Annotated in this window: 12 protein-coding genes; 7 read left to right on the forward strand and 5 right to left on the reverse strand. The window is 47.1% G+C overall.

Annotation, left to right across the window (positions count from 1 at the left end; all coding sequences use genetic code 11):
• Positions 1-190: 190 nt before the first annotated feature.
• From V7051_RS06605 to V7051_RS06620, 4 genes are all read right to left on the reverse strand, one after another.
• Positions 191-1,135: a DUF808 domain-containing protein gene (locus V7051_RS06605; RefSeq protein WP_333874149.1), complete on the reverse strand. Its 945-nt coding sequence runs from the start codon at positions 1,133-1,135 to the stop codon at positions 191-193.
• 137 nt (positions 1,136-1,272) lie between these two features.
• Complete coding sequence (locus V7051_RS06610; RefSeq protein ID WP_333874150.1) at positions 1,273-1,686, reverse strand: hypothetical protein; 414 nt, start codon at positions 1,684-1,686, stop codon at positions 1,273-1,275.
• Positions 1,683-1,982 (reverse strand): nucleotidyltransferase domain-containing protein, encoded by a 300-nt coding sequence (locus V7051_RS06615; protein WP_333874151.1) that lies wholly within the window; start codon positions 1,980-1,982, stop codon positions 1,683-1,685. The genes V7051_RS06610 and V7051_RS06615 overlap by 4 nt, the downstream gene beginning before the upstream one ends.
• 257 nt (positions 1,983-2,239) lie before the next feature.
• Complete coding sequence (locus V7051_RS06620; protein WP_333874152.1) at positions 2,240-3,640, reverse strand: MBL fold metallo-hydrolase; 1,401 nt, start codon at positions 3,638-3,640, stop codon at positions 2,240-2,242.
• Positions 3,641-3,945: 305 nt separating this feature from the next.
• Between V7051_RS06620 and V7051_RS06625 the strand changes: the two genes are divergently transcribed.
• Entirely contained in the window at positions 3,946-5,694 is a 1,749-nt protein-coding gene (locus V7051_RS06625) for a L,D-transpeptidase family protein (RefSeq protein WP_333874153.1), read from the forward strand.
• A 135-nt stretch (positions 5,695-5,829) separates the two neighbouring features.
• Here V7051_RS06625 and V7051_RS06630 read toward each other — a convergent pair whose 3' ends face one another.
• Positions 5,830-6,534: a YcbK family protein gene (locus V7051_RS06630; RefSeq protein WP_333874154.1), complete on the reverse strand. Its 705-nt coding sequence runs from the start codon at positions 6,532-6,534 to the stop codon at positions 5,830-5,832.
• A 197-nt stretch (positions 6,535-6,731) separates the two neighbouring features.
• On the opposite strand from V7051_RS06630, the gene V7051_RS06635 reads away from it, so the two are divergent.
• The 6 genes from V7051_RS06635 to V7051_RS06660 all read left to right on the forward strand — a co-directional run bounded on the left by V7051_RS06635 (position 6,732) and on the right by V7051_RS06660 (position 13,511).
• Positions 6,732-7,973, forward strand: a complete 1,242-nt coding sequence (locus V7051_RS06635) for an SLC13 family permease (RefSeq protein ID WP_333874155.1) — start codon at positions 6,732-6,734, stop codon at positions 7,971-7,973.
• A 30-nt stretch (positions 7,974-8,003) separates the two neighbouring features.
• Positions 8,004-9,308 carry a flavohemoglobin expression-modulating QEGLA motif protein gene (locus V7051_RS06640; RefSeq protein WP_333874156.1) on the forward strand — a complete coding sequence of 435 codons (1,305 nt, stop codon included), beginning with the start codon at positions 8,004-8,006 and terminating at the stop codon, positions 9,306-9,308.
• A 118-nt stretch (positions 9,309-9,426) separates the two neighbouring features.
• Positions 9,427-9,849: a hypothetical protein gene (locus V7051_RS06645; RefSeq protein ID WP_333874157.1), complete on the forward strand. Its 423-nt coding sequence runs from the start codon at positions 9,427-9,429 to the stop codon at positions 9,847-9,849.
• Between the two features lie 115 nt (positions 9,850-9,964).
• Positions 9,965-10,759: an RMD1 family protein gene (locus V7051_RS06650; RefSeq protein WP_333874158.1), complete on the forward strand. Its 795-nt coding sequence runs from the start codon at positions 9,965-9,967 to the stop codon at positions 10,757-10,759.
• 14 nt (positions 10,760-10,773) lie between these two features.
• The gene (locus V7051_RS06655) at positions 10,774-11,616 is read left to right on the forward strand and encodes a 23S rRNA (adenine(2030)-N(6))-methyltransferase RlmJ (RefSeq protein WP_333874159.1); all 843 of its coding nucleotides are present in this window, start codon (positions 10,774-10,776) and stop codon (positions 11,614-11,616) included.
• A 230-nt stretch (positions 11,617-11,846) separates the two neighbouring features.
• The gene (locus V7051_RS06660; protein WP_333874160.1) at positions 11,847-13,511 is read left to right on the forward strand and encodes a glutamine--tRNA ligase/YqeY domain fusion protein; all 1,665 of its coding nucleotides are present in this window, start codon (positions 11,847-11,849) and stop codon (positions 13,509-13,511) included.
• The last annotated feature ends 145 nt before the right edge of the window (positions 13,512-13,656 follow it).

Raw genomic sequence — 13,656 nt, forward strand, 5'->3', positions numbered from 1 at the left:
TAGCCCCGACTTTCGGGGCTAAAGCCCCTCCCACATGAATACTTTCACAGTCTCGGGAGCTTGGGAAGGTGTGATAGGCGCTTGATTTAAGGCTTTCAACGATTAAGTTCAATGCTATTAATTTAAGCTCAATTTCATTAATTCAGGCTTAACTGTTCGGCCTGAGCTTTTAACTATGCTCAGGTTGATATTACTGTTGACAGTGTTTGTAAATACGCTCAGCCATCATCACACCGGCCAGGGCCAGCGCACCAGAAACAATGCCTGCAAGCGCATTGAGCAGTGAGGAAACCAGGGTTTCCAACATGCCGCCGATGTTGGGCACAATATTAGCGCTTTGGGCAAGATGCTCTATAAAGTGATGTGCTGAGGGAATGCCGTGCATCAGAATTCCGCCGCCCACCATAAACATCGCAGCAGTACCGACAATTGCCAGCGACTTCATCAGATACGGTGCGCTATGCAAAAAGACTCGGCCGACTTTATGCTGGATTTTTGTCCATAGCCCTAAACCGGACTTTCGGCACAGGTAGAGCCCGACATCATCCAGTTTCACGATGACTGCCACTAGGCCATATACGCCTACGGTCATAATTAGAGCAATACCGGCAACCACGGCCGCTTTGGTCGCAAAAGCCGCAGTTGCGACCGCGCCCAGTGTTATCACGATAATTTCCGCCGACAATACAAAGTCGGTACGAACGGCTCCTTTAATCTTGTTCTGTTCAAACGCCACCAAGTCAATCTCGGGATTGGCTACTGCCGCAGCCAGTTCAGCACGGCGAGCGTCATCATGAGCATGTAATAACGAATGCACCAATTTCTCGAAGCCCTCAAAACACAGATAGACGCCGCCCACCATGAGCAGCGGCATAATCAGCCATGGTGCTGCCCAACTGATCGCCAGCGCGCTCGGCGCTAAAATCAGTTTGTTTTTCAGCGAGCCTTTCGCGACCGCCCATACCACCGGCAGTTCTCGATTCGCCCGGACACCGGACACCTGCTCGGCATTCAGCGCCAAGTCATCGCCCAATACACCGGCTGTTTTCTTCGCCGCCATCTTGGTCATCAGCGCTACGTCATCCAGGACTGAGGCAATATCATCGAGTAAAGCTAAAAGACTGGTTCCGGCCATATTGGGCTCTTATAGGGTAAATATTGATAAAAAGATACCGGACTTTTTACGGCCTGCATCCTGTTAAATAAGGATATTGCCTGATATACGGCTCTCGATTTCGGTTAACATCCGTGTGGCTGCATAAACCAAATCCTCTACGCGCGGATGCCCCAAATTGATCGCGTCAACAAGCACTTCCGGAGCTTCGATATATTCGAGCACCATTTGATTTCTGAGCTTTCGGGGTTCCATCCATCGCTGGACTTGATCCAGCCCAGGCGCTCGGCACGATCCAGGTTATCCACTGCCGTGGCGGTACGTTCGCCGACGAACCCGAGCAAATTGGGCAAAAGCTTGTCGCCTAATGTGTCCTGAAGCCGTCCGAACCGACTGATAAAGGCCTCTACTCTTTCGGCCAAATCTTCGTCGCTATCCAGTTGCGCAACCAAGACCAACGTCAGTGGCTGGGCAAATAATCTGTTATCGGTGCTTTGCAAATGTTTAATCTCGCGTCTGGCAACCTTGGCAAGAAATAGCAGCCTTTCTTGCTGCGGAGCGAATTTGCTCATAAGAGTACGCCTTCTTCCAGGGCAATTCGGTGTATAGCGCTTTGCGTCAGATTGAGGGCTCGCAATAAGACATCAACCTGTCTGCCGCCGATTGCACGCGAGGCGCGAACAGCCAAGCGTGCCGAAAGCGCTGCAGGATGTTCAACGGGATGGTCGAAATCAATCATCAGGTCGACATCGCCGCCGCGTGCTTCATCATCCAATCGGGAACCGAACAAACGTATGGCTGCCGCATCCGGCGCAATGGAACCGATTGCTTCGCGTAAGGCGGCGATATTTTGGGGTCTAAGGCGCATCAGTTATTCTCATTTTTAGGAACCCTACTGGTGAGGCATTGTATCAGTAACGCTTTTGCAATTTAAAACCAACCCTGCTCCATTTAAATAGCAACGGATGTTACGCGCATCCAAAGGAAAGATGTGAACTACGAAAAATAACGATTAAGTAGTTAAGCTTATCCCTGCATCCCATATTTAGAGGTAGGGCGTGCCGTACGTATGCAGAAAAAACCGTCCTCCTGTTCTTTCGTGCTTTTCTTGGGCAATGCGTAACATCAGATAGTAATCTTCTCCCCGACCTTTGGAATATTCGCATTCCACCCGGTGCGCTTAAAACAAGTCTGCAACGATAAAGTCGCCGATTTCTCGCCATGAATCAGGTAAAGCCTCGGCTTGGGTTCTTTAAAATGCCCCGCCCACTGCAATAACTGGCTTTGATCGGCATGAGCGCTTAACGCACCCAACGTATGCACATTGGCCGCTACATTGACATCTGCACCCAATATTTTTAGAGACGATTTTTTACCGTCGACAATGGCCCGGCCCAAAGTGCCTTCGGCCTGAAAGCCTGCGATGACGATATGGGCATTGCGCCGCCACAAGTTGTATTTAAGATGATGGCGGATGCGCCCGCCGTTACACATGCCGCTACCGGCAATAATAACCGCGCCGCCGGCAATACGGTTGACGGCCATTGATTCTTCGGCGGTCTCCGAATAGATCAAACCCGGCAACCAGGCTTGCCAGCCGCCGGGCGCAACCTTGGTAAATTCGGGATCGTCGATATTGAATAAATGTGCATTGTCCGCGTAGATATTGCTGGCGCTGATTGCCATCGGGCTATCCAGATAAATCTGCTGTTGCGGCAGTCCGCCTTGGCGCTGAATTTTACCCAGCCAATAAATCAGGTCCTGAGTTCTGCCCACGGCAAAAGCCGGAATAATGACATTACCGCCGCTCTTTGCGGCTTCCGCCAATGTTTCGCGCAGCTCATCCAGCGTGTTTTCCAACGGTTTATGGTCGCGGTCGCCGTAAGTAGATTCAAGCAACAATACATCGGCTTCGGTTAAAACAGTCGGATCACGCAATAACGGTGAATTCGGGTTACCCAAGTCGCCGGAAAAAACCAGTGTTTTGGTTTTACCATTATCGTTGATGCGTAAACGCACGATAGCTGAACCAAGTATATGTCCCGCTTCATGAAAGGAAACACTCAACTCCGGAAATATTTTGCTTTCCACGCCATAGGCTATCGGCTGACGCAGTTCCAATAACGCCTTGACATCCGCCTCGGTATATAAAGGTTCAAGTAGCGGTTTACCGGCGCGTTCCCGGCGCTTGTTTTCCCATTCGGTATCGCGTAATTGCAGATGGGCTGCATCCATCAGCATCAACTCCAGCAGCGGAAAACTAGCCTCGGTCAGGAATACCGGTCCCTTGAAACCATCTTTAACCAGCTTGGGCAAGCGCCCGCAGTGGTCGAGATGGGCATGGGACAAAACCACCGCATCAATGCCGGCCGGATCAAACGGGAAATCGGCTTCATTTTGTTTTTCTGTTTCTCTTGAGCCTTGAAACATTCCGCAATCAAGCAATATGCGGCTGGAGTCGGTTTCCAGTAAATAACAGGAGCCGGTAACCTGCCCTGTTGCGCCTAAAAAAGTGAGACTTGTCATATTCTGCCTTGTAGTGAGTGAAACTCAATCAATGATGTAGCCATTTCGACACACCGCTATACTGCTGCATCATCCTACCTGTTCATAAAATTGGAGAGATAACATTGCGTTCGGCATAGTGAGCGAGAGTAATGCAGGAACAAATATTTATCTATATAGACGCCAAATTTCCTTGAACGACCCAGTGATGTTAAAATTATATTATCAAGATATACCTCAAAAAGACTGATTATCTTATTAAAAGTGAGGTTTGTAGTAATCCAACTGCAAAACTTAATATCACGAACGTTCAGCGAAGAAGTAAATTGAAAACGAACATAAAACATTATATGCCCCGATTGCTGATATTTCTGTTCCTGGCGCTCCCCATGCAGGTGTTGCTCGCCGAAGAAACCGTCAATCAGGAGCCCGGCGTTGCTCAGGAAATTACCGCGATTATTGCGGCAAAACAGCATCCTTACCTGATGCTGCCCAATTTCCCGAACCGTACCGACGATCTTGAGTCCCTGTATAAGATGTCGAACCACGAGTTGCTGTGGCTGGGCAACGCTAACGCGGAAAAGAACATCACCGATGCCCTTAACTTATTGGCAAACGCGGCGGATCACGGATTAAAATCCAGAAATTACGATACTGAAACGCTACGGCAAAAGCTACAGCCGGCCTTAAAGCTTAAGCCGGATTCCTATAAAGAATTGGCGCTATATGATACGGCGCTTAGTATATCGTTGCTGCGCTTCCTGCATGATCTGCATTATGGCCGGGTAAATCCGCAAGGCATAAATTTCAACTTAAAGCTAAGAGAAAAAAAGCTGATTGATTTGCCCTTATTGATTAAAAACAGTCTGGCGCAAAACACTCTGGCTCAATTACCGCTTTCGGTTGAACCTCAGTTAAATCAATATCAAAAATTAAAAGCCGCATTGGCTAATTACCGCCAGCTTGCCGCAAGCGCGCCGCCTTTTAAATTCGAGGCAACTGAAACGTTGCACCCCGGCGGATCCCATCCGCAAATTGCCGAGCTACGCCGATTTTTAACCATCGTAGGCGATTTACCTGAAGATAAAACAGTTATCGGCACTGAAAAATTATCGCTATACAGTGACGCTATTGTTGCCGGCGTTAAGAAGTTTCAAAAGCGGCATGGACTTACGGCTGACGGTAATATCGGAAAAGGTTCGGTGTCCGCATTCAATACACCTTTGAGCTATCGAATGACACAAATCGAATTGGCTATGGAAAGACTGCGCTGGTTACCGGAGCTCAATGTCGGCGCATCAATTATCGTTAATATCCCCGCTTTTCAATTATGGGCATTTGATGTAATTGATCAGCCGAATGTCAATATAGTCAACATGAGGGTCGTTGTCGGTAATGCCCTAAAAACCCAAACTCCGGTATTGATGGCGGAAATGCACTTTATTGATTTTATGCCTTACTGGAACGTGCCTTACAGCATCATAAAAAATGAAATATTGCCCAAGTTAATTCAAAACAGAAATTATCTTGAGAAAGAAAACATGGAACTGGTTTCTGTTTTCCGCGACGGTGAAAAGCCTACGGCGCTTAACGAACAAACCATGCATCTGCTTAAAGAAGGTAAGTTAAGGATCAGGCAGCGTCCGGGTGGAAAGAACGCATTGGGTAAGGTGAAATTTATTTTCCCCAATAAAGATGACGTCTATTTACATGATACGCCTGCCAATGCCTTGTTTAGCAAATCACGAAGGGATTTTAGCCATGGTTGCGTGCGGGTTGCGAACCCTCAAAAACTGGCTGAGTTTGCGCTTAAAAATCAGGACAACTGGAACGCCGAGACAATACAGCTGGCTATGAACACGCCAAAAATGCAGAGAGTCATTTTGAAAAAGCCGATACCGGTATTATTTTTTTATACTACCGCTTTTTTCGATCAATATGACAAGTTAGAGTTTTACCCGGATATTTATGGCCATGATGCTGTGCTGCTGGAAGCCCTAAGCAAACCGGACGACCTGTCCGACCAATCGCTTTTTATCAGTAGGAATGCGACACCGGAAGCGGCAATCAAATAGCCATAGTGGCATGGATGAAGCGGTGTAGGAGAATTAATGAGGACACGAAGTTTTATTTCTAAACTTCGTGTTTTTTTTATATCTTAAGGTTGGTTACGAAGCTGATGCTCCGCTGTTTGTGTCTTCCAGATAAATCTAGCCGATCCAGGCTCTTACGCTACCCGTATCCAAATGCACAAAATCGGATTTTCCGTAATAACCGACGCCACCACGTTGCATGGCCAGCGCTGCATTTCTAATTCTTCTGGTATCTAAACCCTCAATACGAATATCAATCGCCCTGCCCTCCATATGCAGACTATTTTTGGCAACACCATCGCTATGTTTACGTAGATCGGCATTGGTAGCCGGCGATCGATAACCGGAGACGATATGAAAAGGTTTTCTTACTTCGAGAGTGTGTTTTAAATCATACAACTGATCCAGTAATGCCGGATCGATAGGATGAACAGTACCGTCATGGTAGTCACGAAACAAATGATTGATTTCGTGAAGCGCATCTTTGATATAACGACCTTGCTCAAAATAAGTCAGCGCCAACTGGTCCCCTGTATGGGTATTATGGAAAGCAAGCATTTTATGAGACGGAGAGTTCCGATCAAATAGGCTATAGCTATCTACACTGGATGAAGGCTTATAGGAGGACAGATGCTGGTGCAGCGTGTCATGGACACGTGAATTATGATTGCCCGAATGAGAATGCGGAGCAAGTACTGTGTGTGAAGCGATATGTCTAACTTTAGCGTTTGCGACTCCGACGCCTCCAGCCATCAGCAAGGAGCCGTAAGCCATATTTTTCAGAAACTTTCGTCGTGATGAAATGGTCTCACTTTCATTCATAGTCGGTTACGCTCTTGTTCATGCTTTATACGGATTAAGACAGATGTGTCTATTCTCATCATTTAATCTTAAATTAATCTTAAATGACTTGAAATTTCATATTCTCAGCCTATGCTTTCCGCACTGCACGCGTAACATATTAAATATATTAATATTTATCTGTAAAATAGCAAAGACTATCCATCATCAGGAATAAAATGAATATATCGATACTGTCTCTGGTTGCGGTATTTGTGTTGATCGCCGTGCGTAAAATCGGTCGTTTTAATATCAAAATCTGGCAATCAATGACCGTTGCCGCGCTGGTGGTACTGGCTAGCGGCGAGATTAGCGGGCTCGACGCTTTAAAGGCTATCGATTTAAATGTCATGCTGTTTCTGTTCGGCATGTTTGTTATCGGCCAGGCGCTGGTCGCCAGCGGATACTTGTACGTGCTCGCCTATCCTTTATTGAACAAGATGACATCGGTGCCGCAATTGGTTGGCGGTATTTTGTTCGGTGCGGCTTTGGGCTCCGCCCTGCTGATGAATGATACAATCGCTATCATAGGCACGCCGCTGGTGCTGCGCCTGGCTCGAGAACACAACATCAACAATAAGCTGCTGTTATTAACCCTGGCTTATGCCATTACCATCGGCAGCGTAATGAGCCCTATCGGCAACCCCCAGAATCTGCTGATTGCCAGCCAAGGTGGATTATCTTCCCCTTTTCCGACTTTTTTTAAAGCGCTCGCCATCCCCACACTGCTTAATTTGATTGTCACTTATCTGATTTTACGGCTGTTTTACCGGCAACAATTTATTACTGCTATACCGCTTACCCATAGTCCGGCCGAACTATTGGATAAAAAATTGGCCAAACTGGCTCAAGCTTCCCTATTTTTATTGATCGGGTCAATAACGCTTAACATCATTCTGTCCGCTATCCACAGCACTGTGCAGCTCGAATTAAGCCATATCGCCATTATTGCCGCCCTGCCGCCAATTTTATTCAGCTCTGCCCGGCTGCGCTTATTAAAAAGTCTAGACTGGTCAACTTTACTGTTTTTTGCCGCCATGTTTGTATTGATGTCCAGCGTCTGGCAATCCGGCCTGATGCAGCAGCAGGTTGATAGGTTGCACATAGACCTGACTACCATTCCGGCTATCATGTTGCTCAGCGCCTCGCTTAGCCAGCTGGTTTCCAATGTGCCGCTGGTGGCGCTGTATTTGCCGATGCTGACTAATCCGAGTCCTGAATCGCTGATGGCTCTGGCAGCCGGCAGCACTATCGCCGGCAATCTGCTGATTTTGGGCGCCGCCAGTAATGTGATTATTATTCAGCATGCGGAAAAACATCAGGCTACCCTCGGCTTTTTTGAATTTGCCCGCATTGGAATTCCGTTGGGCTTTATCAATCTATTGGTATACTGGATGTGGTTTCGCTGCTGTTACGACTAGCCGCTTTATCATTTAAATACTGAAATGCTAATGGATGACAATATGCGCAAAAAAGCGATTAAACCTTCCGCTTATCTGACCGAAGTCAAAACGCTATCGGATCGGATCGTCAAAGCTCAACAACCGATCCGCATACTTGACGCGATCAAATGGGACGATAATATCAAACAGGCTTTTTTTGAAGGAAACTGCAAAAGATCACCGATAGTCACACCGGATTATTATCAAAAACGCCCTTTGGGCTTTGATCCGAACGAAAAGAAACACGAGTTTTACCAGATTGAGCGCGATTTAATGCGCAAACTAGGCCAGTTGAACCCGCTCAGCGTGATCATGCGCCGAATTTGCAAGGAATACCTGGACGTCGTGCGTATGCTGGAGGCCAGGGGAAAACCGACTTTTTCCAATATTTCCCAGGAATTATACGGCTCATCCCAGGACGTTTTCCATGTCGGCGATCCGACCATTGCCGATCTGGGCAGCATGATGGAAGCAACCCTGTCGCAACTGCTAAAACTGGACTTCCTGAACGAAGAAGCCAAAACTATCAGCGCAATGGATGCCGTAGCCATCCTTAACGAAAAGATAGAAGCCGTATTTCCCGGCGCAGGCCTGCGCGCCATGCTCAGCGACGGTATCGTCGCCGATGCCGCAGCCGGTACCGATTACATCAAATTACGCGCCGATGCGTTGTTCAATATGCGCGATTTACGCGTGCTTGAAGTTCACGAAATATGGGTGCATCTGGGTACTACGTTGAACGGTTTGGCTCAACCTTATTGTACGTTTCTCGGCAAAGGTCCGCCTTCCGCAACTATCACCCAGGAAGGCTTGGCGGTATTGATGGAAATTTTAACCTTCAGCTCCACGCCTAACCGGCTGATGCGCCTGATCAATCGAGTGCGCGCGATCACGCTGGCCGAAGAAGGTGCGGACTTTATGGACATATTTTATTTCTTTAAGGATAAAGGCTTGGACAGTGAAGAAAGTTATACGCTCAGCAGCCGGGTATTCAGGGGCAGCAGTTCCGACGGCATGCCGTTTACCAAAGACCTGACTTACATCAAAGGCTTCGTGCTAACCTATAACTTCATGCGCCTGGCAGTTAGCAAAGGCAAACCGGATCGTATCCCACTGCTGTTTTGCGGCAAAACCATGATCGAAGATATGAAGGTGTTAGTCGACCTGGTTGAAGAAGGCACCGTGATAGCGCCACGCTTTCTGCCGCCTCAATTCAAAGACCTGATGGGGCTTTCATCCTGGCTGAGTTTCAGCCGTTTTATGTCGTCAATGAATTTCCGGCAGCTGGAACAAGACTATTCCAATGTTTTATGATGAAACGTTATTTATGAATATAATTGGCCACGTATTCGGTTTCAGCCGCATTTTAATAGCGTAGCAAGAGCCCGCCTTATACTGAACACAACAAAAATAATAATTAAAAGGTAATCCAATGAAAACACCCAGACTACTACCCCTCTTTTTTATAATTTCATGCTTTAGTATCAGTACGGGCTATGCTGCCGAGCATCATAGCGGACACGGCGGAAGCAGCGGTTCTGGTGGCGGTGGCGAAAACGGCTGTGTTAAACCCCAGCTGACCAAGTTTTTACCGGCCAATTTAGCAACCGTTGCACCGGGATCGCCGTTCTCTTTTTATGCGTTTAACGTGGAAAAACCTGAGCAAATTAAAGTCACCGTAAAAACGATTCCTGTCGAAGTCACTACGGAAGATAAAGAATCTTTTTATCTGGTAAAAGGCAAGTTACCCGCCGAATTGGTTAACACAACGGCGAGAATCAACATCAAGGTTAACGCCAAGATTCCAAGATGCAATGGCGAAAACGGCTGGCTGGTAAAAATTGCCGATCAATAAAGACTTTGTTTTTAATAACATCAACAGATATAAACCGTATCTGTTGATACATAACCTGAGGATTAAAATCGAAGCTCGTCAGCACTTCAGCGCTATTAACTTTTGAGAGCATTTTATGTCTGAAAACCAGTCCATTAAGAAATGTGCAGCCTATTGCCTGGCGCAAGGTTTCGATATTAGCGCCTTAGCAGGCCTGCTGTCCGACGCGATGCTGATAAGAATTATCAAGGGTGCATTACTGATTGAAAACGATCACTCCTGGTCGATTGTCTTTGCTTACGGCGCTGTGGTGCATTGGAATGTCAATTCGGAACAGCAGGCTAAACTACACCAGTTATTATTGGATCATGCGGAAAATCCACTGACTTCTCCGGAGGAAGACCACTTCACCTTTGCTCTCGATTGCCCAGGTACACGGATTATTGAAGATCATATTGAAATCGAATCTTCAGACCCTATCTTGATCTTTGCATTATCGCAAGGTATGGCGCAATCGATTAAGCTGGCGTCTTTTGAAACCAATGCCCTGACAACTATCAACAACACCCGCTATATTCCAAAATCATTAGCTGAAACCGGAAAAATCAACTTGAGCCGCCATAAGATCGCAAAAATCCGCGGACAATTGTTTTTAACCAAAAGCGACATTATTTTGAATTATGATTTGTTGGATACGCCTGACTTCTTTTGGGAATATCCTGAATATGAAGCTTTTTACGGGATCACCGCAAAATACCTGGAAATAGCCCCGCGAACCGGCGTATTGTCAAAAAAGCTGGAAACCATCCATGAATTATTCGAAATGCTGGCGGACGAACAAAAACACAGACATTCAACAATATTAGAATGGATCATTATCTGGCTGATTGCTTTTGAAATAGGCATGATGATATTCGACAAAATACTCTAAAAATCAAACCCATCATGCTCAGCTACCGACATTCGTTTCATGCAGGCAATTTTGCCGACGTTTTAAAACATATCATCCTGATACAAAACCTTGACTACTTAACAAAAAAAGACAAACCTTTTTGCTGCATCGACACCCATGCAGGCCCCGGTAAATATGAGCTGGACGGTGAATATGCACTAAAAAACCGCGAATTTGACAACGGGGTAACCAAATTATGGCAACGTAACGATTTACCTGACTGCGTTGCCCACTATGTCAGCCTTATCAAGCGCTTTAACAGTTCCGGCAAATTAACCCGTTACCCCGGATCGCCGTTAATTACCAAACAATTGCTGCGCGACAAAGACCGTCTGTGTTTATTCGAACTTCATAACACCGAAATAAAACTTTTAAATACGGTAGCCGATAAAGACAAGCGCATTAAAGTATTTCATGCCGATGGCTTAAAAGACTGCTTGAAGTTATTGCCACCGCTCGAACGCCGTGGATTGATATTGATCGACCCTTCTTATGAAATCAAAAGCGATTACCAGCAGGTTGTTGAAACGCTGGTCGCCATGCATAAGCGTTTTGCCACAGGCACTTATGCGCTTTGGTATCCGGTCATTGACCGCAGCCGTAACCAGAAGCTGGAACGTGCCATCCAAGCCAGCGGCATCAACAATGTGCAGCTGTTTGAACTGGGTATACGCGCGGACAGCGACGAACACGGCATGACCGCCAGCGGCATGATCGTCATCAATCCGCCTTGGACTTTAGCGGCTGAAATGAAACAGGTTTTGCCCTGGCTGGCCGATGTTTTGGGCAATAACGGCGAAGGTTTTTACCGGATACAGACCTTGGCTGACAATTGAATAAACGCAGAAGGTAGCAGTTGCCGGATAGCCGCACAGCGACTATTCAATGTATAATTGCAACATTTGGTCTCGATAGATGTGACTATTCCAAGCAAGCTTTGAACTCCTGCGCGAATGGAGTCCAAGGCTTGCTTTGGACATGCAAAGCCTGTTTTACTCCAGAGTGTTACGCATAATTACAATTTCCGACATACAAATCCACTTCAATAACGTACCCAATACAGACAATGTCCACAAACGATAACCAACCTACGTCGAACTTTATCCGTCAGATCATTGCCAATGATCTCAAAGACAACAAAAATAACGGTCAAGTCGTCACCCGCTTTCCTCCTGAGCCTAACGGCTATCTGCATATCGGTCATGCAAAATCGATCTGCCTGAATTTCGGCATTGCCGCCGAAAACAACGGCCGCTGCAATTTGCGCTTTGACGATACCAATCCTGAAAAAGAAAGCGACGAGTATGTGGAATCAATCAAGCGCGATGTACATTGGCTAGGCTTTGAATGGTCGGAATTGCGCCACGCGTCTGATTATTTCGAACAACTTTACAACTATGCCGTGCAGCTGATCGAACAAGGCCAAGCCTATGTCGACAGTCTATCGGCCGAACAAATCAGGGCCTATCGCGGCACCTTGACCGAGCCCGGCAAAGAAAGTCCGGACCGTAGCCGTTCGATAGCGGAAAACCTCGATTTATTTAAACGCATGCGCTCCGGTGAATTTGCCGACGGCCAATATGTGCTGCGCGCCAAAATCGACATGGCCTCACCCAACATCAACATGCGTGACCCGGCGCTATACCGGATTCGCCGCGTACATCACCAGCGCACCGGCAACGACTGGTGCATTTATCCGATGTACGATTACACCCACTGCATTTCCGACGCGCTGGAAAGCATTACCCATTCGTTGTGTACGCTGGAATTTGAAGATCACCGTCCGCTTTATGACTGGGTGCTGGATCAAGTTAAGACGCCTTGCCATCCGCAACAAATCGAATTTGCCCGCTTGCAGCTGGAATACACCATTGTCAGCAAGCGCAAACTCAACCAGTTGGTCACCGAAAAACACGTCAACGGCTGGGACGACCCGCGTATGCCGACTATTGCCGGCTTGCGCCGCGCAGGCTTTACGCCCAAATCGATACGCGATTTTTGCGAGCGCATCGGTCTGACCAAACAAAACTCATGGATCGAAATGGGCGTTCTGGAATACTGTATCCGCGAAGATTTAAACGAAAACGCACTCAGAGCCATGGCGGTTTTACAGCCTTTGCGCGTGGTCATCGAAAATTATCCTGAAGACCAAACCGAACAGCTTGAAGTCAGCAACCATCCGCAAAAGCCCGAGCTTGGCAAACGTATCGTGCCTTTTGCCAAAGTCATTCTGATCGAGCGGGATGATTTTGCCGAAGTGCCGCCGCCGAAATTCAAACGTTTGGTGGAAGGTGGCGAAGTTCGTTTGCGCGGTTCTTACGTCATCCAATGCAACGAAATCATTAAAGATGCCGACGGTAACATTACCGAATTGCGTTGCAGCTATGACCCCGACACGCTGGGTAAAAACCCCGAAGGGCGTAAAGTCAAAGGCGTGATCCATTGGGTTTCCGAGCAACACTCGCAACAGGCGGAACTGCGTCTGTATAACCGCTTGTTCAGCGTGCCTAACCCTGACAATGAAGAAAACTTTCTCGATGTGATAAATCCCGATTCATTGGAAGTCCTGACCGATTGCAGAGTCGAAGCCAGCCTGGCTGATCCGCAGCCTGAAAGCCGCTACCAGTTCGAACGAACAGGCTATTTCTGCTTTGATGCGATAGACAGCGTTAATGGCAAGCTGGTGTTTAACCGTACTGTGACGTTGCGGGATAACTGGGAAAAAGATTGATAAAATATGGCCGTATCATTTCTAACTCAGCAACGCGACTAACTAAATTGCATCCATATTACTTAGCGTAGGGCGTGCCGTGCGCGCCAACTATGAATAAAAAGGCGCGCACGGCATGCCCCACTCAATTATTTTTTATTTTAAC

The organism is Methylobacter sp. (assembly GCF_036845245.1).
Lineage (GTDB): Bacteria > Pseudomonadota > Gammaproteobacteria > Methylococcales > Methylomonadaceae > Methylobacter_A.

Coding starts and splice junctions, on each gene's coding strand:
- V7051_RS06660 (WP_333874160.1), top strand. CDS start 11,847: ATGTCCACAAACGATAACCAACCTACGTCGAACTTTATCCGTCAGATC.
- V7051_RS06650 (WP_333874158.1), top strand. CDS start 9,965: ATGTCTGAAAACCAGTCCATTAAGAAATGTGCAGCCTATTGCCTGGCG.
- V7051_RS06635 (WP_333874155.1), top strand. CDS start 6,732: ATGAATATATCGATACTGTCTCTGGTTGCGGTATTTGTGTTGATCGCC.
- V7051_RS06640 (WP_333874156.1), top strand. CDS start 8,004: ATGGATGACAATATGCGCAAAAAAGCGATTAAACCTTCCGCTTATCTG.
- V7051_RS06655 (WP_333874159.1), top strand. CDS start 10,774: ATGCTCAGCTACCGACATTCGTTTCATGCAGGCAATTTTGCCGACGTT.
- V7051_RS06610 (WP_333874150.1), bottom strand. CDS start 1,686: ATGAGCAAATTCGCTCCGCAGCAAGAAAGGCTGCTATTTCTTGCCAAG.
- V7051_RS06630 (WP_333874154.1), bottom strand. CDS start 6,534: ATGAATGAAAGTGAGACCATTTCATCACGACGAAAGTTTCTGAAAAAT.
- V7051_RS06645 (WP_333874157.1), top strand. CDS start 9,427: ATGAAAACACCCAGACTACTACCCCTCTTTTTTATAATTTCATGCTTT.
- V7051_RS06605 (WP_333874149.1), bottom strand. CDS start 1,135: ATGGCCGGAACCAGTCTTTTAGCTTTACTCGATGATATTGCCTCAGTC.
- V7051_RS06615 (WP_333874151.1), bottom strand. CDS start 1,982: ATGCGCCTTAGACCCCAAAATATCGCCGCCTTACGCGAAGCAATCGGT.
- V7051_RS06620 (WP_333874152.1), bottom strand. CDS start 3,640: ATGACAAGTCTCACTTTTTTAGGCGCAACAGGGCAGGTTACCGGCTCC.